We start from the raw sequence: 24633 nt of genomic DNA, 5'->3' as shown, positions 1-24633 counted from the left end.
CCGGACGAGCACGGGGGTGGACGATGGCCGGACCGACCACGGACGGCAGGGTCCTGCGCGGCGAGGAGACCCGCCGGGCCGTCCTGCGCCGAGCCGTCGCCGTCGCCTCCGTCGAAGGCCTCGACGCCCTCTCCATCGGCCGGCTCGCCACCGACCTCGGCCTCAGCAAGAGCGGCGTCTTCGCCGGCTTCGGCTCCAAGGAGGAACTGCAGCTCGCCACCGTCCGGGCCGCCCGCCGGATCTTCGCCGACGCCGTCGTCGCCCCGGTCGCCGACACCCCGCCCGGCCTCGGCCGGGCCCGCGCCCTCTGCGAGAGCTGGCTGGCCTACTCTCGGGCCCGGGTCTTCCCCGGCGGCTGCTTCTTCTACGAGGTCACCGCCGAGTTCGACGCCCGCCCGGGGGCCGTCCGGGACGCCCTCGCCGAGTGCGCCGTGGAGTGGCACGGCGTGCTCGCGGACGCCCTCGCCCGGGCGCGCGACGCCGGCGCGCTGCGGCCCGGCACCGACCTCGACGACCTCGCCTTCGCCCTGGTCGCCGTCCTGGAGACGGCCAACGCCCAAGCCGTGCTGCACGAGGACGACACCCCGTACCAGCGGGCCGGCCGCCTCCTGCTGCGCCTGCTGCGCGCCGAGGCCACCGACCCGGCCGACCCGGCCCTGAGCCCGGGCCCGGCCCAGGGCCCGGCCTAGCTCTCCGCCAGCACCCGTTCCAGCAGCGCCGCCCGGCCGAGCAGCGCCTCGTCGCCGCCCGCCGCGCCGACCACCTGCAGGCCCAGCGGCAGCCCGTCCGCCGTCCGCCCGGCCGGCAGGCTCACCGCGGGCAGGCCGAGGTGGCTCCAGGGCAGCGACATCACCGCGTCCCCGGTGGTGTGCAGGCCCTCCGGCGCACCACCGGTCGCCGAGGGCGCCAGCCAGAGGTCCACCCCGGCCGCGGCGGTCGCCCCGGCGACCCGCTCCCGCAACCGCTCCCTGGCCTGCAGGGCGGCCGCCCGGTCCTCGGCCGCGACGCCCTGGCCGACCCGGATGCTCGCCACCGTCTCCGGCCGGTACAGCCCGCCGAACCGGGCGAACCAGTCCGCGTGACTGCGGGCCAGTTCGAAGCGGTTGATCGTCTGCAGCTGCCGGGTGATCTCCGCGAAGTCCGGGAACAGCGGCACCCGGCGCACCGTCAGCCCGGCCCGCTCCAGTCGGGCCAGCGTCGCCTCGAAGGCCCGCAGCGCCGCCGGCTCGGCCCGCTCCAGGTAGGACCCGCCCGGCACGCCCAGCACCGGCGCCCCGGCCCGCTCCTCGCCGGCCCAGCCCTCGCGGGCCCGCCAGTCGTCGCAGAGCAACGCGGCCGCCAGGGCCGCCCCGGCCAGGTCGGCGGTGAACACCCCGAGGGTGTCGAAGCTCGGCGCGTTCGGGAGCACCCCGGCCGTCGGGATCCGCCCGTACGTCGGCCGGAAGCCCACCACCCCGCAGTACGCGGCCGGCCGGATCACCGACCCCACCGTCTGGGTGCCGACGGCCAGCGGCACCAGCCCTGCCGCGACCGCCGCCGCCGAGCCGCTGCTGGAGCCGCCCGGGGTGTGCCCCGGGTGGTGCGGGTTGCGGGTCGGGCCGGGCGCGCTCGCCGCGAACTCGGCGGTCACCGTCTTGCCCGCGACCAGGGCACCCGCCGCCAGCAGCCGGTCCACCACCACGGCCTGCGGGCCGGCCAGCACCCCCGGCGGCAGCGCCGAACCGCCGTGCGTGGGCAGGCCGTCCACGTGCACGACGTCCTTGATGCCGACCAGCACCCCGTACAGCGGCGGCCGCCCGGCCCGGTCCGGGTACCGCGCGGACAGCGCCCGCGCCCCGGCGCTCAGCCGGTCGTGCCGGCCCGGCTCCGGGACGAACGCGTGGATCAGCGGGTCGACCCGCTCGACCAGCCCGCAGAACCGGTCGACGTGATCGGACGGGCCCCGGCTCCCGGAGCGCAGTTCGGCGGCCTCACGACTCAACGACCTTGGCCGGACGAGGGGTTGTTCCATGCCGATCACGATAGACCGGGCGCCGGCGACCGTTACGGGTGCTCGGCCGCCAGGTACGGCTGCTCGCGCAGGAAGTACGCCCCGCAGGTGTGGCAGCAGAGTTCGGGGGTCTTGCCCCAGTCCACCGCGTCCCGCACCTGTGCGGCCGGATCGAGCTCCCGGCCGCACATCGCCACGTTCTCCGCCCCCCGGACCATGTGCCACAACCGCACTTCGCCGGCCGCACCCCCGGCCCCGTACTCGGCTCGCATCTGGTGCATCATCCATCCATCGTCCGACCGCCCCCCGGCTCCGGCAACCGGGGCACGGACACGCTCCGCAGCCGTGCGATCGGAAAATGCCGATCCCGATCGAATTCAGCCACCGGAACCCGATAGGGTCACGGGCGCGGCAGCCGACGGCGCCATTCGCCGAGGCTCAAGTCGCCCCAAAACGGACTCATTTCACCCAAAGCTGGAGCACTCATCGTGCGCTCTTCCCGCCTTCTGGCCGCGTCCACCCTGGTCGCGCTCTCCCTCGGCGCCACGGTCGGCGCCGCCTCCGCCGGTGCCGTCGGCGTCACCCCGACCGCGACCGCCACTCCGAGCGCCACCGCCACCCCCAGCGCCACGGCCACTCCGAGCGCCACCGCGACGGCGACCCCGAGCGCCACCGCGACGGCCACCGCCAAGCCGCCGACGAACCTGCCCACCCCGCCGGTGCCGGCCCCCAGCGGCGGCCCCTGCCACGGCGTCCTCCACCAGGACCTGAAGGTCACCGGCTCCGGGCTCGCCAAGGCCACCCTGGTCAAGGGCGGACCGGCCCAGGAAGCCACGGTCACCTTCGAGAACACCAGCACGGTCGACCTCAAGAAGGTCGACGGCTACTTCTTCTTCAGCGACGCCGGCCAGGCCGAGGGCACGGCCACCCCCGTCACCTGGGGCAAGGAGTCCTTCACCATCCAGGTGAAGCTGCCCGGTGGCGACTGGAAGACCCCCGCGCCGGAGAGCGTCAAGGGCAACATGTCCTACCTGATGGTGGACCTGGGCGAGTACAAGATCGCCAAGGGCGAGAAGCTCACCTTCCAGGTGCGCCTCGCGGCCACCGACAAGGCGCTCGTCTCCCCCTACTTCGCCCAGCTGAGCGTCAACTCCGAGACCTTCGAGCGCAAGGACGTGCCGGGCGCCCCCGCCACCGACAGCTGCCTCAACTTCGGCGGCGACTACCGCGTCAACGACCTCTTCAAGGTCGTCGACGCCGCCGCCCCGGGCACCCCGGCCACCGGCACCACCGCCACCACGGCCGCCGCCCGCCCCGCCGCCTCGGCCTCGCCGTCGGCCGGCCCGCACCTGGCCGAGACCGGTGCCGACTCCAACACCCTGCCGATCGCCCTCGGCGGTGCCGCGGTGCTGGCCGCCGGTGCCGGCACCCTCTTCTTCCTGCGCCGCCGCAAGGCGGGCTCGCAGGGCTGAGCCGTCCGCGGATGAACGACCGAGGGGCCCGGAGTGCTGCACTCCGGGCCCCTCGGCGTCGGCCCGCTCCGGCCCCGGCCCGCGTCAGGAGGCCGCCCGCAGCAGCGCGCCGTCCTGCCACTTGAGGATCTTGTCGAAGCTCACGATGGCCCCCCGCAGCGGATGGTTGCGCAGCTGGACGTGGTCGGTGAGGGCGTGGATGAGGAAGAGGCCGCGACCGGACTCGGCGGTGAGGTCCGGGAGGGCGTCCAGGTCGACCGGCCGCAGGCTCGGCGCCGCGGGGCGGGCCGGCAGCACGTGGGTGTCGTACGGGTGGCCGTCGCGGCGGGGGCGGTGGGCGGTGAGCACCCGGGCCGGGACGGTGGCGCGACCGCGCCGGGGGCGGCGGTGCGCGAGCGGCCGCAGCACCGGGGGCGCCGGCCGGCGGTGCGGCAGCGGCGGCACGGCCACCGCCGCGGGGGCGGGCAGGCCCGGGCCGGAGTCGACGACCTCGATCCGCAGCCGGTCGCCGCTGATCGAGGCGGTGACCTGGAAGCCGTCGTCGGACCGGCCGGCGGCGCCGTGCTCGACGGCGTTGGCGCAGGCCTCGCTGAGCGCGACGCCGAGGTCGTGGGCGACCTGCGGGTCGACGCCCGCGGTCGCCATGGCGCCGAGCAGGATGCGGCGGGCCAGCGGAACGCTGGCCGGGTCGCGCTTGAGGTGCAGAGTCCACCAGATGTCCACGGGAGGTCCCTCCTGGCTGCGGCTCCACATACAACTAGGTATCTCCGGGCGATTCCGCGGTGAACCGTGCCCGGGGGCCGCTGCCGCCCGTTCGGCGGATGGACTGGGGCCGTGGTCTGTGCCGAGTGGCGCACTCACCGCCCTGCACGCCGCCGCCGAACGGGGCATTCGTAGGGATTTCCCACCCTGCCCGCGTCGGCGGTGTACGCGATGAGATGATGTCCCGGCCATGACTGCCCTCGCCGCCGCCCCGCTCCCGGGCGCCCCCGCACCGGACGCGCCGGTCGGGGCCGCCGCCTGGGACCTGCGGCTCCTCAGGGCCGTCCCGTTCGCGCTGGTCTGCACCCTGATAGCGGCCGCCGGGCACGCCCTGGCCGGCGGCGGGAACGTGCCGCCGACGGCGCTGGCGACGGGCTTCGCCGCGGTGCTGGTGCTCGCGGTGGCGTGCGGCGGGCGGGAACGCTCGCTGGCGGCCATCGCCGGTGCGCTCGGCGCGGGCCAGCTCGCGCTGCACTGCCTCTTCCACGGCCTCGGCGGCCAGGCCACCGGCATGGCCGGGATGCACCACGGCGGCTCCGGCCCGCTGACCCTGCCGCAGGTGGCCGGCCGACTGATCTGCAACGAGGGCCGGCCCGGCACGCTGGCCGGCCTGCCGGGCGCCCCGTCCGCGGAGCAGCTGGTCTCCGCCGCCGGCCTGGACCCGAACGCCTACGCCGTCGTGCCGTGGTGGCAGGGCGGCGTGTTCGGGATGACGCCGTCGATGCTGGCCGGGCACCTGGCCGCCGCGCTGGTGGCGGGCTGGTGGCTGCGGCGCGGCGAGGCCGCCCTGTGGCGCCTGGTGCGGGTGGCCGCCTCGGCGGCCCGGGAGCACTGGGCGGCGCCGCTGCGTTCGGCCCTGGTCCTGGTGGCCGCGCTGCTGCGCGGCCTGTTCGGCGCGGCCGGGCCGGTGCGCCGGTTCGCCGCCCGGGGCGGGGAGGTCCTGCTCCCGGCGGGTGCCGCGCTGCGGCACAGCGTGGTGCGGCGCGGTCCGCCGTGCGGGGCCCCCGCGTACTAGCCCGTCCCGGCTCCTTGGTGCCGGTTCGCGCGGGTGCGCGGCGTCCGGGCCGTTCCCGCGTCCTGCTCGCGGCGGCCCCCGGTTCAGCCCCCACGCCCCCCGCACGGCCCCGCCGAGGCACGGTTCCACCGTCGCCCGGGAGCGGGCCGGCCACCGAGCTCCGATCGGAGACCCCGCATCATGCGTTCCCTTCCCACCCGTCGTCTCGCCGCCGTCGCCCTCACCGCCGCCGCCTCCGTGGTCGCGCTGGCGGGCCCCGCGTTCGCGCACGTCACCGTGAACCCCGGTGCGGCCCAGCAGGGCGGCTACACGGCCGTCGACTTCCGGGTGCCGAACGAGAGCGACACCGCCTCGACCGTGAAGCTGGAGGTCAACCTCCCGCTGGACCACCCGCTGGCCTCCGTGCGGACCCTCCCGATGCCGGGCTGGACCGCGACCGTCGAGAAGGCCAAGCTCGACAAGCCGCTGAAGGTCCACGGCAGCGACGTCAACGAGGCCGTCTCCAAGATCACCTGGACCGCCGACGCCGGCACCAAGATCGCCCCCGGCCAGTTCCAGGAGTTCCGGGTCTCGCTCGGCCCGCTGCCGACCGACGCCGACAGCCTGGTCTTCAAGGCCCTGCAGAGCTACGACAACGGCGACGTCGTCCGCTGGATCGACGAGTCCAAGGACGGCCAGCCGGAGCCGGCCAAGCCCGCCCCCGTCCTGAAGCTCACCAAGGCCGCCGCCGGCGACGGCCACGACGACTCCCACGGCGTCACCGCCTCCCCGACCGCGGCCGCCCACGGCGACAGCTCGGACCACGCCGCGGCCGCGGACGGCGGCAAGAAGGCCGACGACTCCACCGCCCGGGTGCTCGGCGTGGTCGGCATCGTGGTCGGCGTGATCGGCACCGCCGTCGGCGTGCTTGGCCTGCGCCGCCGGAGCAGCGGCTCCGCCAACTGACCCGTCCGCCGGCGGGGCCGCCCCGGGCACTCCCCGGGGCCGGCCCCGCCGGCGCTCCACCGCGCACGATCGGAACCCCATGCCCCGCACCACCCGCACCACCCGCCTGGCCGGCGCGGCCGCCGTCGCGCTCGCCGCCGCCCTGACCCTGTCCGCCTGCGGCTCCTCCGGCGGCTCGGCCCCCGCCAAGGTCACCCAGCAGAAGGCCGACTCGCCGTACCAGGGCACGGTGCTCAGCAAGAACTTCGAGAAGCCCGACCTCCAGCTGACCGACACCTCCGGCCAGCCGTACGACCTGCGGCAGAAGACCGCCGGCAGGAGCACGCTGCTGTTCTTCGGCTACACCAGCTGCCCGGACGTCTGCCCGACCACCATGGGCGACATCGGCGTCGCGATGAAGGCCCTGCCGGCCGAGGAGCGGCAGAAGATCGACGTCGTCTTCGTCTCCACCGACCCGCAGCGCGACACCCCGAAGGTGCTGCGCACCTGGCTGGACTCGATGGGCACCGACTTCATAGGCCTCACCGGCGACCTGGCCAAGGTCAAGACCGCCGCCCGGTCGCTCGGCATCATGATCGAGGACCCGGTGGTCAACCCGGACGGCACCGTCACCTCGACCCACGGCGCCCAGGTGCTGGCCTTCCTCCCGTCGGACGACAAGGCGCACGTGCTCTACCTGAGCGGCACCGAGGAGAAGACCTACGAGCACGACCTGCCCCTGCTCGCCAAGGGAGTCGCGGCGTGAGCGCGCGGACCGGCCGCCCGGCGCTCGGCTTCCGGCGCACGGCGCTCACCGGCGCGGTGCTGGCGACGGCCCTGGGCGGCGGCGCCATCCTGGTCGCCTGCGGGGCGGGCGGCCAGGACGGCGCCGGCGGCGGGCCCGCGCGGCTGAGCTTCGCCGACTCCTACATCCCGCTCCCGCCGGCCGGCGGGATGGCCGCCGGCTACCTGACCGTGCGCAACGACGGCGGCCGGGACCAGCTGGTGAAGGTCAGCAGCCCGGGCGCGGAGTCCGTCACCATGCACCGGTCGACCCCGTCCAGCATGGAGCAGGTCGAGAGCCTGGACGTGCCCGCGCACGGCGCGCTGCAGTTCGCCCGCGGCGGCACCCACCTGATGATCATGGGATGGCAGAAGGCCCCCGCGCTCGGCGACGAGCTGGAGCTCGACCTGACCTTCGCCAGATCCGGCACCCTGTCGGTCAAGGTGCCGGTCAAGGAGCTCACCTACCGACCCGGCCAGAGCTAGAGGGGACCCGCCAGCATGGAGAAGGCCTCCCACCGCCGCATCGCCGGACTGCTCGGAGTGCTCGGCGCGCTGCTCGCGCTGATGCTCGCCGGCGCCGGACCGGCCTCCGCGCACGCCACCCTGGAATCCACCGACCCGCACCAGAACTCGGTGGTCGCCGCCGCCCCGCAGGCCGTCACGCTGACCTTCAGCGAGTCCGTCTCGCTGTCCGGCGACTCCGTCCGGGTGCTCGACCCGGCCGGCAAGGCCGTCGACAGCGGTGACCCGGGGCACGCCGACGGCAAGTCCAACACCGCCCGGGTCGGACTGCGCGGCGGACTCGCCAACGGCACCTACACGGTGGCCTGGCGGGCCGTCTCGGAGGACTCGCACCCGATCGGCGGCGCCTTCACCTTCTCCGTCGGCGCCCCCTCGGACACCTCGGTGTCCGCCACCGCGCTGCAGGGCGCCAAGGCCGACGGCCTGGTCGCCGCCCTCTACGGCACCGGTCGCACCGTCGCCTACGCCGCGTTCGCCCTGCTCGCCGGCGTCGCCGGGTTCGTCCTGCTCTGCTGGCCCGGCGGGGCGGCCCGGCGCCGGGTGCAGCGGCTGCTGATGACCGGCTGGACGGCGCTGCTCGCCTCCACCGTCGCGGTCCTGATGCTGCGCGGCCCGTACGAGCGCGGCTCCGGGATCGGCAAGGCGCTCGACCTCTCCCTGGTGCGCGCCACCCTGGACGAGCGGATCGGCACCGCGCTGGCCGCCCGGCTGCTGCTGCTCGCCGCGAGCGGGGTGTTCCTGTCGCTGCTGGTCGGCCAGCTGGGGCAGCCCGCCCGGCCCGCCGCGACCGGTGCCGGGGGCCCGGAGGCGGCGGCCGACGCCGAGGACGCCGAACTGCGGGAGCTGGAGCAGCGGGCCGCCGAACGGCCCCAGCGCGAGGCCCGGCTCGGCCTCGGGGTCGCCGGGCTGGTGCTGGCCGTCGCCCTGTCGGCGACCTGGGTCGGCGCCGACCACGCCGCCGTGGGCATCCAGGTCTGGCTGGCGCTGCCGCTCGGCATGCTGCACCTGATCGCGATGGCGCTCTGGCTGGGCGGCCTGGCCGCGCTGCTGGTCGCCCTGCGCGAGGGCGTCGGCGCCGAGGTCGTCGACCGCTTCTCCCGGATCGCCTTCGGTGCGGTCGCGGTGCTCGTCGCCACCGGCCTCTACCAGTCCTGGCGCGGCCTGGGCAGCTGGGGCGCCCTGACCGGCACCGAGTACGGGCGGCTGCTGCTGGTGAAGACCGGCTGCGTGCTCGCCATGCTGGGCGTCGCGTGGACCTCCCGCTCCTGGCTGGCCCGGCTGCGCTCGGCCCCGGCCGAGGCCGCCGAGGTCGAACCCTCCGAGGTGCCGGAGCCGGTCGGCGCCGCGGCGCGGTCCGCGGACCCGGTCCGGCAGGCCCAGCTGGAGCGCCAGCAGGCCGCCCGGCAGAGCGCCGGACGCGATCGCGGGCTGACCCCGACCCGCGCCGGACTGCGCCGTTCGGTGCTGGTCGAGGCGGCGGTCGCGGTGGCCGTCCTGGTGGTCACCACCCTGCTCACCAACTCCCCGCCCGGACGGGTCGCGGGAGAGGTCAAGGCCGGGGCCGCCGCCCCCGCCCCGGCCGGCCCGGCGGCGGGCGACGCACCCGCCCCGCAGACCGAGCCCGGCCGCACCGTCGAGCTCAAGCTGCCGTACGACACCAAGGGCCGGACGCCGAACGCCAAGGGCACCGCGACCGTCACCCTCAACCCGGCCCGGACCGGCCCCAACGAGGTGCACCTCAAGCTGGACGGCGCGGACGGCCAGCCGGTGGAGGTCCCGGAGGTGGAGCTGGCCTTCACCCTGCCGGACCGCGACCTCGGCCCGCTGCCGGTGGCGCTCACCCCCGAGGGCACCGGCCGGTGGAGCGGCTCCGCGCAGCTGCCGCTGACCGGCACCTGGGTCGTGTCGGTGCAGATCCGCTCCTCCGACATCGACCAGACCACCCCCACCCAGCAGTTCAAGATCGGCTGACCTCGATGGAGCACACCACGCCCGACCGCGCCGCGCCGGACGGCGCCCCGGCGGACACCCCGGCGGACGCCCCCGCCGGCGGCACGGGCCGGTCCGGCCTCACCCGGCGGACGCTGCTCGGCACCGCCGGCGCCGGACTGCTGGCCGGCGCCGGCGCGGGCGTCGCCGGCGCCGTCGTCCTGGACCGCTCCGGCGGGGCGCAGGCCCCGGCACCGGGCGGCGCGCTCGGTGCGGCCCGGGTGCCGTTCCACGGCGAGCACCAGGCCGGCATCCTCGAACCGCAGCAGGCCCGGGTCCAGCTCGCCGCCTTCGACCTGGCCGACGGCGTCGGCCGGGACGGCCTGCGCACCCTGCTCCGGCGCTGGACCCGCACCGCCGAGCGGCTGACCGCCGGGGAGCCCCCCGAGGACTCCGACGACCAGGTGGCGCTGGACGCCGGCCCCTGCGCGCTCACCGTCACCGTCGGCTTCGGGGCCGCGCTGTTCGACAAGGCCGGGCTGGCCGACCACCGGCCGCAGGCGCTCGAACCGCTGCCGGCCTTCCCCGCCGACGCGCTCGACCCGGCCCGCGGCGACGGCGACCTCTTCGTCCAGATCGGCGCCGACGACGCCCTGGTGGCCGTGCACGCGCTGCGGGTGCTGCAGCGGCAGGCGGCCGGGACGGCGGCGCTGCGCTGGCAGTCGGCCGGCTTCGCCCGCACGCCGGGCGCCACCGCGCGCCCGGTGACGGGCCGCAACCTGATGGGGCAGATCGACGGCACCAACAACCCCAGGCCCGGGGAGGACGGCTTCGCCGCCAAGGTGTTCTGCACCGCCGGTCCGGACCAGCCGGCCTGGCTGGCCGGCGGCTCCTACCTGGTGTTCCGGCGGATCCGGATGCTGCTGGACACCTGGGAGGCCCTGCCGCTGGACCGGCAGGAGCGGGTGATCGGCCGGCGCAAGTCCGACGGCGCCCCGCTCGGCGCCCCCGCCGGGGCCGGCGAGCGCACCCCGGTCGACCTGGCCGCGCAGGGGCCGGACGGCGCACTGGTGATCCCCTCCGACGCACACGTCCGGGTCGCCGCCCCGGCCGCCAACGGCGGGGCCGCCATGCTGCGGCGCGGCTTCTCGTACCACGACGGCCTGCTGCCCGACGGGTCGCCGGACGCCGGGCTGCTGTTCCTCGCCTTCCAGTCCGACCCCCGCCGGGGCTTCACCCCGGTGCAGCGCAAGCTGTCCCGGGGGGACGGCCTCTCCCGCTTCCTGCGGCACGAGGCCAGCGGCCTGTACGCCGTCCCGCCGGGCGTCCCCGCGGGCGGCTACCTCGGCCAGCAGCTGCTCGACGGGTAGGGCCCGTCGGGCGGATCCCGCCGGACGGGCCCCGGCCCACGGGCGCGTCGGCCCCCGGTCCCGGCTGCTGGAACGCTTTCCTGCCCGGACCGCGAACTCGTTATGGTGGCTGTTTCGGCACCACCCTGCCCCGGTTCCACCCGTTTCCCAGGAGGCGTCATGTCGGCCACCCGCTACACCTACCTCGGCCCGGCCGGCACCTTCACCGAGGCGGCGCTGCGCACCCTGCCCGAGGCGGCGACCCGGGAGCTGGTGCCGCTGGCCACGGTGCCGCTGGTGCTGGACGCGGTGCGCGGTGGGGAGGCCTCCGGGGCGTTCGTCCCGATCGAGAACTCGGTGGAGGGCGCGGTCACCGCGACCAACGACGAACTGGCCGCCGGCGCCCCGCTGATGATCTACCGCGAGGTGCTGCTGCCGATCTCCTTCGCGCTGCTGGTGCGGCCGGGCACCGAGCTGTCCGGGGTCAAGACGGTGACCAGCCACCCGGTGGCGCAGGCCCAGGTGCGCCGCTGGCTGGCGGCCAACCTGCCGGAGGCGCAGTGGGAGTCGGCGGCCTCCAACGCGGACGGCGCCCGGCTGGTCGCCGAGGGCCGCTACGACGGGGCGTTCGCGGGCGAGTTCGCGGCCCCGATCTACGGTCTGGACCCGCTGGTCAAGGACATCGCGGACGCGCAGACCGCGACCACCCGCTTCGTCCTGGTGGGCCGCCCGGGCCGAGTCTCCTCGCCGACCGGCGCGGACAAGACCTCGATGGTGGTCTGGCTGCCGGACGACCACCCGGGCGCGCTGCTGGAGCTGCTGCAGGAGTTCGCGGTGCGCGGGGTCAACCTGATGCGGATCGAGTCCCGGCCGACCGGCGAGGGCATCGGCAACTACTGCTTCGTGATCGACTGCGAGGGGCACCTGTCCGACCGCCGCGTGGCCGAGGCGCTGATGGGGCTCAAGCGGATCTGCCCCCAGGTGCGCTTCCTCGGCTCCTATCCGCGCGCCGACCGGCAGGAGTCCACGCAGCGGCGGCCGGGCACCTCGGACGCCGATTTCACGGCGGCCGCCGACTGGCTCTCCCGCTGCCTCGACGGGCGCGGGGACGTCTGATCGACGCCCCTTGTCTTTCCGGCGTCCTTCCGACCTTTTCCGATCGTTTTCGCCCGGTTCTCCGGGGCCGGGCACGTGACCGCACCCGTCGTCCACAGGGGGCGGCGACGCCGGATCCCGCCGTCCACAGGGGCGGGGACTATCCACAGCCGAAAGTTATCCACAGGCCTGGGGATGAGTCGACAAACCGGTATAGCCACTGCAGCTTTCGGTCGGATCATCGGGAAGCGGCGCAGAGATGACTAATCGGACCAGAGTCACCCGTGTGCCAGCAAATCACCCGACCGAGTGCTTCAATTCCCTCACTCGGGAAGGTCAAATCAGGTTTGAAACCTCAATTCTCTGGTTTCGACACCCGGACGTCTCCACTCCCCTTCGATCCACAGGTCAGGGCCGGGGGCTGTGGATAACCGGGCCCCGGTCGAGTTCCCACAGAAGTTATCCACAGGCTGTGGGCGGTTATCCCCAGGGGAAAACCGGTACCGGCGGAGGAGTCCCCGCCCGGTACGCTTGGGCCTGTGATTGACCTTCGCCTGCTCCGTGAGGACCCTGACCGAGTGCGCGCCTCGCAGCGCGTCCGTGGCGAGGACGTCGACCTGGTCGACGCCCTCCTCTCCGCCGACGAACGGCGCCGGTCCTCGGGCAGTCGCTTCGACGAACTCCGCGCCGAACAGCGGGCGCTCGGCAAGCAGGTCGCCCAGGCCAAGGGCGACGAGAAGACCGCCCTGCTGCAGCGCACCAAGGAGCTGGCCGCCGAGGTCAAGGCCGCGGACGCCGAACAGGGCGCCGCCAAGGAGGAGGCCGACCGCCTGCTCCGCTCCCTGGCGAACCTCATCGACCCGGCCGCCCCGGTCGGCGGCGAGGAGGACTTCGTCACGCTGGAGGAGATCGGCACCCCCCGCGACTTCGCCGCCGAGGGCTTCGAGCCCCGCGACCACGTCGAGCTCGGGCAGATCCTGGGCGCGATCGACACCGAGCGCGGCGCCAAGGTCGCCGGTGCCCGCTCCTACTACCTGACGGGCGTCGGCGCGCTGCTGGAGTTCGCCCTGGTCAACATGGCGATCGCCCGGGCCACCGCGGCCGGCTTCATCCCGATGATCACCCCGACCCTGGTCCGGCCGGCCGCCATGGACGGCACCGGCTTCCTCGGCCAGGCCGCCGAGAACGTCTACCACCTCGCCGAGGACGACCGGTACCTGGTCGGCACCAGCGAGGTCCCGCTCGCCGCGTACCACATGGACGAGATCCTCGACGCCGACAAGCTGCCGCTGCGCTACGCCGGCTACTCGTCCTGCTTCCGCCGCGAGGCGGGCACCTACGGCAAGGACACCCGCGGCATCATCCGCGTCCACCAGTTCGAGAAGGTGGAGATGTTCGTCTACACCACGCCGGAGGACGCGGAGAACGAGCACCGCCGCCTCCTGCAGTGGGAGAAGGACTTCCTCAACGCGCTGGAGCTGCCGTACCGGGTCATCGACGTCGCCTCCGGCGACCTCGGCGCCTCGGCCGCCCGCAAGTTCGACATCGAGGCCTGGATCCCGACCCAGGGCAAGTACCGCGAGGTCACCTCGACGTCCAACACCACCGAGTACCAGGCCCGGCGCCTCGCCATCCGGATGCGCGAGGAGGGCAAGACCCGCCCGCTGGCCACCCTGAACGGCACCCTGGTCGCCGTCCCGCGCACCATCGTGGCGATCCTGGAGAACCACCAGCAGGCCGACGGCTCGGTCGTCGTGCCGGAGGCGCTGCGGCCGTTCCTCGGCGGGCGGACCGTCCTCGAGCCGGTCAAGTAGCCCGGTCGAGCAGCACCGAGCCACCCGCAGCACCTGCAACTCCCGGGAGACGTACGGCCATGAGCACCACCAGCCCCAGCCCCCTCTCCCGGGACGGCGCACGTCCGGACGGTGGCGGCCTGCCCTACCGGCTGGTCGCCACCGACCTCGACGGCACCCTGCTGACCAGCGCGGAGACCGTCTCGGAGCGCACCCGCGCCGCCCTGGCCACGGCCACCGACGCGGGTGCCCTCCACATCGTGGTGACCGGCCGCTCGGCCGTCTGGGCCCGGCCGGTCTTCGACGAGATCGGCTACACCGGGATAGCGGTCTGCGGCCAGGGCGCCCAGGTGTACGACGCCGGCGCGCACAAGCTGCTCACCTCACTCACCCTGGACCGCCGGCTCGCCGCGCTCGCCCTCGCCGAGATCGAGGCCGAGACCGGCCCGCTGGCCGTCGCCGCCAGCCAGGACGGGCTGGACGGCCAGGTGCTGGCCGGGCCCGGGTACGAGCTGCTGATCGGCTCCGACCTGCCCGTCGTCCGGGTCGACCGGGGCGAGCTGCTCGCCTCCCCGGTCAGCAAGCTCTACGTCCAGCACCCCGGCATGACCGACGACGCGCTCGCCGAGGCGGCCCGCCGGGTCGCCGGCCACCTGGTCGGCGCGGTGATGGCCGGTGCCGGTGTGGTCGAACTGCTGCCGCTGGGCCTGTCCAAGGCCACCGGTCTGGCCGTCGCCGCCCGCCGCCTGGGCGTCCGCGGGGCCGACACCATCGCCTTCGGCGACATGCCGAACGACGTGCCGATGTTCGGCTGGGCGGCGCACGGCGTGGCGATGGCGGACGCCCACGAGGAGCTGCTCGCGGTCGCCGACGAGGTCACCGCCGGCAACGACGAGGACGGCGTCGCCGTCGTCCTGGAGCGTCTCTACCCGGCCCGTTAGGGCCCTCGCCCGCCCCCGCCGGGCCCCTGCACCCGAGGCCCCCGCCTTCGGCCGGCCGCGTCTCGCCGCGTGCCGTTCCGCGGCTGTCCACGCCCAGTTGTAGGATGACCGGGCAAGCAGTTGTAGGATGACCGATGACCGGCCCGGAGGCCGGTGTCCGCGCACGGTCCGCACCGCAGAGGGAGGTTCCGGCATGACCAGCGACGGCAGCAGCCTGCAGGCGGCCGGACGGCGCTCCCTGGTGGACACCGCGATCGACCAGCTGCGCGAGCAACTGGCCGGCGGGGCCTGGCCGGTGGGGTCGCAGATCCCCACCGAGCACGAGCTCGCCGAGCGGCTGCAGGTCGGCCGCAACACCGTCCGGGAGGCGATCCGGGTGCTGGTGCACGCCGGCATGCTGGTCTCCCGGCAGGGCGAGGGGACGTTCGTCCGCTCCACCAGCGACCCGGCGGCCGTCCTGCGCGGCGTCCAGCGCTCGGGCGTGCGCGACGTCCTGGAGGTCCGGGCCGCGCTGGAGGCCGAGGCCGCCCGGCTGGCCGCACTGCGGCACACCCCCGAGGACGTCCGGCGGATGCGCGCCGCGCTCGCCCGCGAGGCCGAGGTGATCGCCTCCCAGCCCGAGCGGGCCGGCCGCGAGGCCACCGTCGAGCACGACCTGGAGTTCCACACCGCCGTCGTCGAGGCCGCCCACAACCCGGCACTGACCGAGGTGTACCGCTACTTCGGCGCCTCCGTGCGCGAGTCGATGACCACGGCTTTCGGCGACCACGAGATGCCCGAGGTGGTCGTGGCCACCCACGAGGCGCTGGTCGACGCGATCGAGAGCGGCGACCCGGACCGCGCCGAGGCGGCGTGTCGTGCGCTGCTCGCCGAGCCGACCGCGGCCGTCGAGCAGCTCCTCGCGGCCATCGCGGCCCGGAAGTAAGGCACCCGCCCCTTCCGCCGTCCGCACCCCTCGCAGCACATTCACGAAAGAACACAGCACACCCATGGCCGTCACCCGTGCCCAGCAGCCGGTCGTCACCTCCTCCGCCCCGCTCCCCGTCCGCAGCCGGCTGGCCCACCCCGCCCTGCTGCTGACCGGCATCGTGCTCGTCGCGCTGAACATGCGCGCCTGCCTGGCGGCGATCTCCCCGATGGTCGGCGAGATCCAGCGGACCTTCGGCCTCTCCACCACCGCCAGCGGCCTGATCACCACCGTGCCGGTGCTGTTCCAGGGCGTCGGCGCCCCGCTCACCCCCCGGCTGACCCGGCGCTTCGGCACCGAGCGGGTGGTGCTGGGCGCGGTGCTGGTGCTCGGCGCGGGCGTGCTGCTGCGGGTGCTGCCCTCGGTGGGCGCGCTGTACGCGGGCTGCGTGGTGATCGGCGTCGCCATCGCCGTGCTCAACGTGTCGATGCCGGGCCTGGTCAAGCGGGAGTTCCCGGACCGCGCGGCCACCATGACCGGCGTCTACTCGACCACCATGCTGGTCGGCGCGACCCTCGCGGCCGGTACGTCCGTCCCGCTGGAGCACGTGCTCGGCGGCGGCTGGCAGGCCTCCCTGGGCGCCTGGTCGCTGCTGGCGCTGGTCGCCGCGGTGGCCTGGCTGCCGCAGGTGCTGCGCTCCCGGCAGGAGCGGACGGCCGTCGCCGCCGCGGCGGCCCGGCCGGGCCGACCGGTCGAGGGGATCTGGCGCTCGCCGCTGGCCTGGCAGATCAGCCTCTTCATGGGCATCTCGTCGCTGCTGGTGTACACCCTGGTCGCCTGGATGCCGACCATCCTGGCCGACCACGGCATGGACCGCGGCGAGGCCGGGCTGGTCTTCGCCTTCTCCAACCTGGTGCAGGTGGCCGGCGCCTTCCTGGTGCCGCTGCTGGCCGGCCGGATGACCGACCAGCGCGTGCTGGCCGTCGCCATGGCCGGGCTGAACGGCCTCGGCATCGCGCTGCTGCTGGTCGCGCCGGTCTCCGGCGCCTGGGTGGCGGCGGCGATCCTGGGCGTCGCCCAGGGCGGTTCGCTCGGCCTGGGCCTGGCCTTCATCGTGCTGCGCACCCGCAGCGCGGCCGGTGCCGCCCAACTGGGCGGGATGTCGCAGGCGATCGGCTACCTGGTCGCTGCGGCCGGACCGGTCGGCGCCGGGGCGCTGCACCAGCTCACCGGCGGCTGGACGACGACCCTGGTGCTGATGCTGGCGCTGGTCACCGTGGTCGGCGCGGCCGGCTGGGGCGCGGGCCGCAACCGGACGCTCTGAGCACCGCCCGTCCGGCGGCCCCGGACCGGGGCCGCCGGACGGGAGCGCCGGACAGGGGCGCCGGCAGGCCCTACTCCTCCCCGGCCAGGGTCAGCCCGGCCAGCTTCACCGAGGCCAGCACCGTCGCCGCGACGGTGACCACCAGCAGCAGCGGCACGGCCACCCCGAAGGACACGTCCGCGCCGATCGCGGCGTCCCCGGCGACCGCCTCGGCCACCGACCGACCCCACTGCTGGACGCTCAGCGTCCGGGCGCCCGAGACGAAGTTGCCGATCAGCGACTCCCAGACCAGCGCGTAGGCCAGCCCGGCCACCACCGCGTGCCGGGTGACCACGCCGAGCAGCAGGAACAGCGCGCTGTAGGCGGCCCCGGCGACCAGCACGGCCACCGTGTAGCCGAGCGCGACCCCGTCCCGGGTGCCGTACAGCAGCAGACCGGAGAGCAGCGTCGGGACGGCGGCGAACACCCAGGTGGTGCCGATCGCCACGGCCAGCTTGGTGGTGACGATCTGCCACCGCGGCAGCGGCTTGGCCAACAGGTAGACGATCGAGCCGTCGTCGATCTCGGTGGCGATCACCCCGGTGCCGACCACCAGGCCGAGGATCGGCACCAGGGTGCCGAGGCCGAGCTGGCCGAGGATCTTGACGGTCAGCTCGTGCGCGTTCCCGTCGGAGCCGCCGGCCAGGGCGGACACGAGCAGCAGCAGGGCGGGGACCACCAGCAGCAGGAGGCCGCGGCGGCGGCCCAGCAGGCCGCGCAGGGTCAGCCGGGCGACGGTCGGGTTCATGGTCGGTCGGCCCTTTCCTGGGTCCGGTACGGGAGGGGGTCGGCGGCGCGGGCGGGGCGGCCCGGGTGACTCGGGCGGCCGGCGCGGCTCGGGCGGCCCGGGTGGCCCGGGCCGTCGGCGCGGCGCAAGCGGCTCACGTCGAGACCAGGTAGGAGAAGACGCTCTCCAGGGACTCGTCCGCCGGAGCGACGGTGAACAGCCGGATGCCCGCGTCCCGGGCGACCCGGGGCAGCAGCGTCGTGAAGCCCTGGAAGTCCACCGCCTCGATCCGCAGCACCCGCTCCCGCTCGTCCACCTCGATGCCGGTGGTGGAGCCGTCGGCGATCAGCGCGGCCGCCAGCCGGCGGTCGTCGCCGGACCGGACGAGGTAGCGGTGCGGGCGGTCCGTCATCAGTCGGCGGATCTTCCGGAAGTCGCCCGAGGCGGCGTGCCTCCCGGCCACCACGACCTCGATGTGGCGGGCCAGTTGCTCGACCTCCTCCAGGATGTGCGAGGAGAACAGCACCGTCCGGCCGTCCGCGCCGAAGCGGCGCAGCAGCTCCATCAGCTGGAGGCGCTGGCGCGGGTCCATGCCGTTGAACGGCTCGTCGAGCAGCAGCACGGCCGGGTCGTGGACCAGGGCCGAGGCCATCTTGACCCGCTGCTTCATGCCCTTGGAGTACGTCCCGGTGCGGCGGTCCTTCGCGTACGCCATCTCCACCAGGTCCAGGGCGCGGCGGGCGGCGGCGCCGGGCTGGGCGAGGCCGTGCAGTTCGGCGTTGGCGAGCACGAACTCCCAGCCCGTCAGGTAGTCGTACATCGACTCCCGTTCGGGGAGCAGACCGATCTGCCGGTACACCTCCTGGTTGCGCCAGGTCGGCGCGCCGTCCAGGGTGACCGCCCCGCCGGACGGCGCCAGGAAGCCGCTCATCATGTGGATCAGGGTGGACTTGCCCGCGCCGTTCGGCCCGAGCAGGCCGGTGATGCCGGGCCCGATCGACATGCTGATGTCGTTGACGGCGACCACGTTCCCGAACCAGCGGGAGACCTTGTCGATGCTGATGGTGGCCATGGCGCCCTCTCACACTCCTCGGTTCGTCAGACGCTGCGGTAGCGGCGCAGCAGCAGCCCGTACGCGGCGGCCGGGACGGCCAGCGCGGCCACCAGGAAGACGGCCGCGCCGAGCCCGCCGGGCGCGTGCATCCGGCCGTCCACGCCGCCGACCGAGAAGAGCTGGTTGGTCAAGCTCTCCACCAGGTCGTTCGGCGAGAGCAGCGCCGCCCACTGGACGGAGTCCGGGACGGTGAGCTCGGTGGCGGTGCCGATCCTGGTGAGCACCGCCACCACGACCGAGCTGATCGTCAGGTAGCCCATGATCCCGGCCACCCCGAAGCCGCGGCGCGGGGTGGCCGCGGCGATCACCATCGCCACCGAGGTCGGCACCAGGGCGTACAGCGCCGCGGCGAGCAGGCCGGACAGGAAGTGCCCGGTGTTGTGCCCGAAGTCCAGCCGGCCGAGCAGCGCGCCCAGGTAGAGGACCGTCAGCGGCGCCGCCATCAGCAGGAACTGGGCGCAGACCATGGCCGCGAACTTCGCCCGGACGTAGTCGGCGCGGGTGATCGGGCGGGAGAAGTACAGCGGGACGGTGTGGTACCTGAGGTCCCGGGAGAGCAGCACCGGCGCCTGCGAGGCCAGGAAGATCGCCACGATCGGCCCGAACAGCGACAGGTAGCGCGCGTAGTCCAGCGGCAGCTCGGCGGCGCCGGTCGCCAGCGCGACCGCCACCATGACGACGGCGGGCATCGACACCACGCCGAGGACCAGCATCGGCAGCACCTTGGACCTGCCGGAGCGCCCCAGCCCGTACGCGGCGCGCAGGCTCTGGGTGAACAGCGAGCGGGTCGCGTAGCCGCGGCCGAGCCGGGGGCCGGTGTAGCCCCGGTAGCCGATGTCGTGGATGACGCCGGAGTCGGCGGCCCCGGTGTCAGGAGGCAGCGGCATCGTCCGTCCCTCCCCTGCTGTCGTCGGTGAAGAGTTCGGCGACCCGGTGGCGGCGCTGCTCCAGCCGGACCAGGCCGAGGCCCAGGCCGGCGACGGTGTCGCGGATGGTGTCGTAGGTGTCCTCGCCGGCCAGCCGGACCAGCAGCAGGTGCGAGCCCTCGGACTGGACGGACAGCCCGGCCGCGGCCAGCCGCTCCCGGACGGCCCCGCCCGGCTCCGGGAGCCGGTCCTCCGGGTGGTCGGTGACCTCGACGGCGAGCACGGCCGTCGCCTCCGTGAAGGAGGCCGTGGACGAGGACCGCAGCAGCGTGCCGCCGTCGATGACGACCAGGTGGTCGCAGGTGCGCTCCAGCTCGCCGAGCAGGTGGGTGGTGACCAGCACCGAGATCCCGAAGTCGGCGTGCACCCGGCGGATCAGCGCCAGCATCTCGTCCCGGCCGGCCGGGTCGAGGCCGTTGGTCGGCTCGTCCAGCAGCACCAGTTTCGGGTCGTGCACCAGCGCCTGGGCAAGCTTGACCCGCTGCTTCATGCCGGTGGAGTACCCGCCCATCGGCCGGTACCGCTCCTCGTACAGGCCGACGTGACGCAGCACGTCGGCCGTGCGCTCGCGGGCGGCGGTGGCCGGCAGCCCGGCCATCCGGGCCATGTGCACCACGAACTCGGTCGCCGAGACGTCCGGCGGCAGGCAGTCGTGCTCGGGCATGTAGCCGACCCGCTCGCGGATCTCCGAGCCGCGGGTGGCGACGTCCAGCCCGAGCACCTCGCCGCGACCGGAGGTCGCCGGGGCCAGCCCGAGCAGGATCTTGATGAGGGTGGACTTGCCCGCGCCGTTGGCACCGACCAGGCCGACCACGCCCGGCTGCACCTCGACGGTGAGCCGGTCCAGGGCGGTGACCCGGGGGAACCTCTTGGTGAGGCCGTCCGTCTTGATGACAGCAGTGGACACGCCCTCAACGTAACGGCGTTGCGGGGAAAGGGCCATGAGCTGGAATGACGAGCCGATCTGCTGCTGCGGTATGACGGCGCGGGCCCGCTCCCCTAGGGGGTGTGCTCGTGCGCCACCGGTCGGCAAACCCCGAACGCGCTTGTACCCTGGTCGAATTCTTTGCCAACGGGGGTGCCGGAGCGCTGCGCCGGCACGGAGGGGGAGAACGACATGGCGGACCGGGCGACGGCCTTCGACCGGATGATGAACCCCTGGGCGTACGACGCGGACGGCAACCTCACCGCGCAGGCCCGGGCCCAGGAGAGCGCCCGCACGCAGATCAACTCGGCCCAGGCGCCCGGCGGCGGGGACGGCGGCGGCTTCGCCGCGGACCCCACCGTGCTCGCCACCGCGGGCGGCAACTCCGACCAGATCCACGCCCGGCTCAACACCGACGGCCGGGGCGCCGACGAGGCCACCGCCAAGGTCGCCACCGGGCTCGCCAACTGGAGCACCGGCCGGGCCGCCCAGGCCGCCGCCGCCACCTGGGACCAGCAGGTCGCCGCGCTCGGCGCGACCATCGGCCAGATCACCCAGGCGCTGAACACCAGCGCCGCCAACTACCGGCAGAACGAGTCGGCCGTGCAGCACGACCTCAACCCCTGAACCGAACGGGACTCCTGAGAGGACGACAGCCGTGGTCGACTTCCACGAACTCAGCACCGCCCGGTTCGACGTGCTGGAGAACGCCGCCACCGCCTGGACCACCGCCGCCCAGAAGCTCAAGTCGATGGACGACGACTGGAACACCACCGTGGTCGGCAAGATCTTCTCCGTCTGCTGGGCCGGCCCGGCGGCCGACCAGGCCAGACCGGGCCTCAAGCGCACCAACGAGCAGCTGACCGCGGCGGTGACCGAGGCCAACGCGCTCGCCTCGCTCTTCAAGGACGCCGCCACCGAGTTCCAGGCGGCGAGGTCCAAGCTGGAGAAGGCCGTCGCCGACGCGGTGGCCGCCGGACTGACCGTGGGCCCCGACGGCACCGTCAGCTGGCCGCCGGCCGACCAGGCCACCCGGCACGACCCCGACGGCTACCGCGACTACCAGAACGAGTACCGAGGCAAGGCCGAGACCGCGCGCAACGCGATCGACGCCGCCGTCCAGGAGGCCACCGCCGCCGACGAGCGGATCGCCTACGCGCTGCGCTCCGACACGAGCACCGACCCGCAGAAGTCCTTCAACGCCCGGGCCATCGGCGGCGGACCGGAGGCGGACGGCAGGCGCGCCGCCCTCCTCGCCGCCCGCGGCGGCGACATCGGCGACGCCGAACTCACCGAACTCAACTCGCTGCTGGCGGCCCACTCGGGCGACCCGAAGTTCGCCGTGGCGTTCTACCAGGACCTCGGACCGGACGGACTGATCAAGTCCTGGAACAGCATGGTCGGCGACCCGGCGCACTACCGGGACCCGAACGACCCGCGCTGGAAGGCCTACCAGGAGCTCCAGAAGAACCTCGGCCTCAACCTGGCCACCGCCACCCGCACCGGCAACGAGCCGCACCTGTCCGACGAGTGGGCCGCCGCCCTGCGCAAGGCCGGCTCCCAGCCCGTCTGGGACAAGCCGATGCGGCCGACCGGCCTGGACTACGTGCCGTACGGCTACCAGGTGCTCTCCGGCATCCTGGCCACCGGCGACTACGACCCGCACTTCCTCGGCCCGATCGCCGAGCACGTCACCCAGCTCGACACCAGGGACGACAAGTACTGGCCCGCGCCGCCGCCCTCCGTCGCCGACCGGGTGCACGGCTTCAACCTGCTCGGCGGCCCCGAGGCCGGCTCCGGCTTCCGGCCGACCACCGCGATCCTGGAGGCGCTCGGCCACAGCCCCGAGGCGGCCAACGCCTTCTTCACCGGCCAGGCGACCGCCTACCACGAGGACGGCACGGTCGACCCGGGCGGCCGGCCCAAGCCGGCGGACTACTTCGACTACTACGTCCACGACAAGGAGTGGATCCCCGACACGGGCTCGCGGGACCCGGACCTCGCGGCCAAGACCCGCCTCGGCGGCCCCGCCGCACTCGGCCACGCCCTGGAGGCCGCCACCACCGGCCACCCGTACGACGGCCCGGCCGCCGTCCCGCCGACCCCGCACACCGCCCAGCAGGCGGGCCTGATGCAGCGGGTGGTCGACACCTTCGGCACCCACGGCGACCACGGCGCGCTCGACGAGATCAAGGGCGACGGCAGCCTCGCCCCGATGCGGACCAGCCTCGGGCACATGACCGCCGAGTACATCGGCGACGTCCAGAACGCGCTCTCGCACACCACCGACCTGCCCGTCAACGGCTCGCCCGCCTCCCTGCGGGACGCGCCGGTCAGCGGACTGCTCGACGCGCTGGGCCGCGACCCGGACGCGTACGGCGCGGTGACCAACGCCAACCAGGCGTACACCACCGCCGTCATCCGCGGCCACATGGACGCCGGGCAGACCGACTTCGCCCGGCTGCAGGCCGACATCGACCACGCCAGCCGGGCCGGCGGGGTGGTCAACGGCGTCCTCAACGAGGCCCGGGTCGACGAGGTGCACAACCAGCACGCCGCCTCCGACAAGGAGTACAACGACGCGCTGGAGACGAACGTCGGGTACGCCAAGGACGCCTTCAACAGCACCATCGGCTCGGTGACCGAGAAGATCCCGCTCGGCGGCGAGATCTCGGGCGCGATCGTCGACTCCATCGCCGACAGCGTGATCGAGGCCAACTCCCGCGACACCACCGAGGACGGCCGCCAGGAGGCCCGCAACTTCAACGACGACGCCAAGAACGGCGCCGCGACCGGCGCCCAACAGGCCGTCCGCGACGCTGCCGTCGGCTCCGGCCTCGGCTACGACGACGTCCGGCGGCTCGCCGACAGCGCCGGCGACCGGGCGCTCGACGGCTACACCACCGGGGTCGCCGACGGGCTCAGCGCCAACGCGAAGGGGAGTTCGTGACCGGGCCCGGAGGCCGGTGGGTCCTGCCCGCCGCACTCGCGGCGGCGGTGGTCGCCGCGGGCGCCGTCGGCTACCTGGACTGGCGGGGCCACCGCCCGGCCGACGCACCCGGCCGCGCGGCCCGCCTCTGCGGGCTGCCCACCGGCGCCGGCACCCCGCTCGGGCGCCTGCTGCCGGCCGGCGGCCAGGACGTCGAGGAGGAGCGGACCGGCCGCACCGGCGTCGACCCGCGCAGCTGCACCATCCGGGTCGACGGCCGCACCGCGCTCACCCTCACCGCCGTCCGGCGCGACGGCGAGGCCGTGCTCCCCCCGGAGGCCGCCGGGCACCCGGACGCGCACGCCTTCGACGCGGGCAGCGTGGCCGCCTCCTGGAGCGGCGGCGCCGCCGTCTCCGACTACTGCACGGGCGGCCGCGTCGCCCACGTCCAACTGGCGGTCACCGCCGACGGGGCCGACGCACCGGCGGGCGGCGACGGCCCGCGGCGGACGGACCTGGAGCAGATCGCCCGGGACGGGCTGCCGACGAGCAAGAAGGACGTCTGCCGGTGAGGCACCCACGACCACTGACCGCGGGCCTGACGGCCCTGCTGCTCGGCGGCGGCCTGCTCGGCTGGCACGCGTACCTCGACCGCACCGGGTACCGGCCGCCGGCCGTCTCGCTGTCGCACGACGAGTGCCGGGGCGCCCTGGCCGACCCGGGGGTCGCCGAGCTGCTGGGGCGCACCCCCCGGGTCTTCGCGAACACGCGCTACCTGGCCCCGCAGCCGGACTCCCGGCCCGTCCTCGACTGCGACGTCACCGGGCAGGGCGGCCGGACGCTGTTCGCCTCGGTGACCGACGGCGCCGGCGGCATCAGCGGCGACGGCATCGGGGTGGCGGTCTTCGGCTGCACCCTGAACGGGCGGACCGAGCCCTACCAGGCCGTCCTCAGGCTCACCGAGGACGGCGTCCGGCCGGCCGGCGGCCCCGGTCGGGAGCGGATGGGCGAGCTGGTGACCGGCTTCGCGGAGCGGGCCGCCGCGACGTTCGGCTGCGCCGGGGGCGGGGGGGGGGGGGCCCCCCCGGGGGGGGGGGGGGGGCCCCCCCCCCCCGCGCCCCCGGGGGGGGGGGGGGCGGCCCCGGGGGGGGCGAGCCCCCGCGC

General features: G+C 75.0%; 23 protein-coding genes. 16 read left to right on the top strand and 7 right to left on the bottom strand.

What is annotated here, in order from left to right:
- Positions 1-23: 23 nt before the first annotated feature.
- Positions 24-689, top strand: coding sequence for a TetR/AcrR family transcriptional regulator (locus tag ACIRS1_RS32775; RefSeq protein WP_402845753.1), 666 nt, complete (start codon positions 24-26; stop codon positions 687-689).
- Here ACIRS1_RS32775 and ACIRS1_RS32770 read toward each other — a convergent pair.
- Positions 686-2011 (bottom strand): amidase, encoded by a 1326-nt coding sequence (locus tag ACIRS1_RS32770; protein ID WP_402845751.1) that lies wholly within the window; start codon positions 2009-2011, stop codon positions 686-688. The two genes, ACIRS1_RS32775 and ACIRS1_RS32770, sit on opposite strands and share 4 nt — an antisense overlap.
- Before the next feature lie 32 nt (positions 2012-2043).
- Positions 2044-2262 (bottom strand): hypothetical protein, encoded by a 219-nt coding sequence (locus ACIRS1_RS32765; RefSeq protein WP_402845749.1) that lies wholly within the window; start codon positions 2260-2262, stop codon positions 2044-2046.
- A gap of 216 nt (positions 2263-2478) precedes the next feature.
- On the opposite strand from ACIRS1_RS32765, the gene ACIRS1_RS32760 reads away from it, so the two are divergent.
- Positions 2479-3462 (top strand): LAETG motif-containing sortase-dependent surface protein, encoded by a 984-nt coding sequence (locus tag ACIRS1_RS32760; protein ID WP_402845747.1) that lies wholly within the window; start codon positions 2479-2481, stop codon positions 3460-3462.
- An 84-nt stretch (positions 3463-3546) separates the two neighbouring features.
- On the opposite strand, the gene ACIRS1_RS32755 is transcribed toward ACIRS1_RS32760, so the two are convergent.
- Positions 3547-4185, bottom strand: coding sequence for an ATP-binding protein (locus tag ACIRS1_RS32755; protein WP_402845746.1), 639 nt, complete (start codon positions 4183-4185; stop codon positions 3547-3549).
- A 229-nt stretch (positions 4186-4414) separates the two neighbouring features.
- Here ACIRS1_RS32755 and ACIRS1_RS32750 point away from each other — a divergent pair, with 229 nt between their 5' ends.
- The 11 genes from ACIRS1_RS32750 (at position 4415) to ACIRS1_RS32700 (ending at position 16809) form a co-directional block, all read left to right on the top strand.
- Positions 4415-5239, top strand: coding sequence for a hypothetical protein (locus ACIRS1_RS32750; protein ID WP_402845744.1), 825 nt, complete (start codon positions 4415-4417; stop codon positions 5237-5239).
- A 180-nt stretch (positions 5240-5419) separates the two neighbouring features.
- A complete protein-coding gene (locus ACIRS1_RS32745) occupies positions 5420-6184 on the top strand; it encodes a YcnI family protein (RefSeq protein ID WP_360213203.1) in 765 nt (254 codons plus the stop codon).
- Between the two features lie 79 nt (positions 6185-6263).
- Positions 6264-6929, top strand: coding sequence for an SCO family protein (locus ACIRS1_RS32740; RefSeq protein WP_360213205.1), 666 nt, complete (start codon positions 6264-6266; stop codon positions 6927-6929).
- Entirely contained in the window at positions 6926-7432 is a 507-nt protein-coding gene (locus tag ACIRS1_RS32735) for a copper chaperone PCu(A)C (protein ID WP_402845741.1), read from the top strand. Before ACIRS1_RS32740 ends, ACIRS1_RS32735 begins: the two co-directional genes overlap by 4 nt.
- Positions 7433-7447: 15 nt before the next feature.
- Positions 7448-9442: a FixH family protein gene (locus ACIRS1_RS32730; protein WP_402845739.1), complete on the top strand. Its 1995-nt coding sequence runs from the start codon at positions 7448-7450 to the stop codon at positions 9440-9442.
- A gap of 5 nt (positions 9443-9447) precedes the next feature.
- Positions 9448-10770 (top strand): iron uptake transporter deferrochelatase/peroxidase subunit, encoded by a 1323-nt coding sequence (gene efeB / locus ACIRS1_RS32725; protein ID WP_402845737.1) that lies wholly within the window; start codon positions 9448-9450, stop codon positions 10768-10770.
- A gap of 159 nt (positions 10771-10929) precedes the next feature.
- Positions 10930-11865, top strand: coding sequence for a prephenate dehydratase (gene pheA, locus ACIRS1_RS32720; protein WP_360213213.1), 936 nt, complete (start codon positions 10930-10932; stop codon positions 11863-11865).
- Positions 11866-12383: 518 nt separating this feature from the next.
- Positions 12384-13658, top strand: a complete 1275-nt coding sequence (gene serS, locus ACIRS1_RS32715) for a serine--tRNA ligase (RefSeq protein WP_360213215.1) — start codon at positions 12384-12386, stop codon at positions 13656-13658.
- Positions 13659-13717: 59 nt separating this feature from the next.
- A complete protein-coding gene (locus ACIRS1_RS32710) occupies positions 13718-14578 on the top strand; it encodes an HAD family hydrolase (RefSeq protein ID WP_360213217.1) in 861 nt (286 codons plus the stop codon).
- A gap of 193 nt (positions 14579-14771) precedes the next feature.
- Positions 14772-15503 carry a FadR/GntR family transcriptional regulator gene (locus tag ACIRS1_RS32705; protein WP_360213219.1) on the top strand — a complete coding sequence of 244 codons (732 nt, stop codon included), beginning with the start codon at positions 14772-14774 and terminating at the stop codon, positions 15501-15503.
- Positions 15504-15567: 64 nt separating this feature from the next.
- Positions 15568-16809 (top strand): MFS transporter, encoded by a 1242-nt coding sequence (locus ACIRS1_RS32700; RefSeq protein ID WP_360213221.1) that lies wholly within the window; start codon positions 15568-15570, stop codon positions 16807-16809.
- Between the two features lie 70 nt (positions 16810-16879).
- Here the strand turns inward: ACIRS1_RS32700 and ACIRS1_RS32695 are convergent, their stop codons facing one another.
- The 4 genes from ACIRS1_RS32695 to ACIRS1_RS32680 all read right to left on the bottom strand — a co-directional run bounded on the left by ACIRS1_RS32695 (position 16880) and on the right by ACIRS1_RS32680 (position 20558).
- Positions 16880-17596 (bottom strand): ABC transporter permease, encoded by a 717-nt coding sequence (locus tag ACIRS1_RS32695; protein WP_360213223.1) that lies wholly within the window; start codon positions 17594-17596, stop codon positions 16880-16882.
- A gap of 133 nt (positions 17597-17729) precedes the next feature.
- Positions 17730-18647, bottom strand: a complete 918-nt coding sequence (locus ACIRS1_RS32690; RefSeq protein WP_402845733.1) for an ABC transporter ATP-binding protein — start codon at positions 18645-18647, stop codon at positions 17730-17732.
- 26 nt (positions 18648-18673) lie between these two features.
- The gene (locus tag ACIRS1_RS32685; RefSeq protein ID WP_402845731.1) at positions 18674-19576 is read right to left on the bottom strand and encodes an ABC transporter permease subunit; all 903 of its coding nucleotides are present in this window, start codon (positions 19574-19576) and stop codon (positions 18674-18676) included.
- Positions 19560-20558: an ABC transporter ATP-binding protein gene (locus ACIRS1_RS32680; protein WP_402845729.1), complete on the bottom strand. Its 999-nt coding sequence runs from the start codon at positions 20556-20558 to the stop codon at positions 19560-19562. Before ACIRS1_RS32680 ends, ACIRS1_RS32685 begins: the two co-directional genes overlap by 17 nt.
- A 174-nt stretch (positions 20559-20732) precedes the next feature.
- Here ACIRS1_RS32680 and ACIRS1_RS32675 point away from each other — a divergent pair, with 174 nt between their 5' ends.
- Genes ACIRS1_RS32675 through ACIRS1_RS32665 form a run of 3 tightly spaced genes read left to right on the top strand, consistent with a single transcriptional unit; the run spans position 20733 to position 24041 of the window.
- The gene (locus tag ACIRS1_RS32675) at positions 20733-21167 is read left to right on the top strand and encodes a hypothetical protein (protein WP_402845727.1); all 435 of its coding nucleotides are present in this window, start codon (positions 20733-20735) and stop codon (positions 21165-21167) included.
- Positions 21168-21198: 31 nt separating this feature from the next.
- Entirely contained in the window at positions 21199-23490 is a 2292-nt protein-coding gene (locus ACIRS1_RS32670; RefSeq protein ID WP_402845725.1) for a hypothetical protein, read from the top strand.
- Positions 23487-24041: a hypothetical protein gene (locus ACIRS1_RS32665; protein ID WP_402845723.1), complete on the top strand. Its 555-nt coding sequence runs from the start codon at positions 23487-23489 to the stop codon at positions 24039-24041. Before ACIRS1_RS32670 ends, ACIRS1_RS32665 begins: the two co-directional genes overlap by 4 nt.
- Positions 24042-24633: the final 592 nt, after the last annotated feature.

Source organism: Kitasatospora sp. NPDC101176 (genome assembly GCF_044768035.1).
Taxonomy (GTDB): domain Bacteria; phylum Actinomycetota; class Actinomycetes; order Streptomycetales; family Streptomycetaceae; genus Kitasatospora.
Note: the sequence above shows the minus strand (reverse complement) of the source record. Positions and strands in the feature narration are given on the sequence as shown.

Excerpts from the sequence above, each read along its gene's own strand:
- ACIRS1_RS32770 (WP_402845751.1), bottom strand. The coding sequence starts at position 2,011 with ATGGAACAACCCCTCGTCCGGCCAAGGTCGTTGAGTCGTGAGGCCGCC.
- ACIRS1_RS32765 (WP_402845749.1), bottom strand. The coding sequence starts at position 2,262 with ATGCGAGCCGAGTACGGGGCCGGGGGTGCGGCCGGCGAAGTGCGGTTG.
- ACIRS1_RS32685 (WP_402845731.1), bottom strand. The coding sequence starts at position 19,576 with ATGCCGCTGCCTCCTGACACCGGGGCCGCCGACTCCGGCGTCATCCAC.
- efeB (WP_402845737.1), top strand. The coding sequence starts at position 9,448 with ATGGAGCACACCACGCCCGACCGCGCCGCGCCGGACGGCGCCCCGGCG.
- ACIRS1_RS32690 (WP_402845733.1), bottom strand. The coding sequence starts at position 18,647 with ATGGCCACCATCAGCATCGACAAGGTCTCCCGCTGGTTCGGGAACGTG.
- ACIRS1_RS32740 (WP_360213205.1), top strand. The coding sequence starts at position 6,264 with ATGCCCCGCACCACCCGCACCACCCGCCTGGCCGGCGCGGCCGCCGTC.
- ACIRS1_RS32680 (WP_402845729.1), bottom strand. The coding sequence starts at position 20,558 with ATGGCCCTTTCCCCGCAACGCCGTTACGTTGAGGGCGTGTCCACTGCT.
- pheA (WP_360213213.1), top strand. The coding sequence starts at position 10,930 with ATGTCGGCCACCCGCTACACCTACCTCGGCCCGGCCGGCACCTTCACC.
- ACIRS1_RS32710 (WP_360213217.1), top strand. The coding sequence starts at position 13,718 with ATGAGCACCACCAGCCCCAGCCCCCTCTCCCGGGACGGCGCACGTCCG.
- ACIRS1_RS32700 (WP_360213221.1), top strand. The coding sequence starts at position 15,568 with ATGGCCGTCACCCGTGCCCAGCAGCCGGTCGTCACCTCCTCCGCCCCG.
- ACIRS1_RS32750 (WP_402845744.1), top strand. The coding sequence starts at position 4,415 with ATGACTGCCCTCGCCGCCGCCCCGCTCCCGGGCGCCCCCGCACCGGAC.
- ACIRS1_RS32695 (WP_360213223.1), bottom strand. The coding sequence starts at position 17,596 with ATGAACCCGACCGTCGCCCGGCTGACCCTGCGCGGCCTGCTGGGCCGC.
- ACIRS1_RS32705 (WP_360213219.1), top strand. The coding sequence starts at position 14,772 with ATGACCAGCGACGGCAGCAGCCTGCAGGCGGCCGGACGGCGCTCCCTG.
- ACIRS1_RS32745 (WP_360213203.1), top strand. The coding sequence starts at position 5,420 with ATGCGTTCCCTTCCCACCCGTCGTCTCGCCGCCGTCGCCCTCACCGCC.
- ACIRS1_RS32730 (WP_402845739.1), top strand. The coding sequence starts at position 7,448 with ATGGAGAAGGCCTCCCACCGCCGCATCGCCGGACTGCTCGGAGTGCTC.
- ACIRS1_RS32675 (WP_402845727.1), top strand. The coding sequence starts at position 20,733 with ATGGCGGACCGGGCGACGGCCTTCGACCGGATGATGAACCCCTGGGCG.
- ACIRS1_RS32775 (WP_402845753.1), top strand. The coding sequence starts at position 24 with ATGGCCGGACCGACCACGGACGGCAGGGTCCTGCGCGGCGAGGAGACC.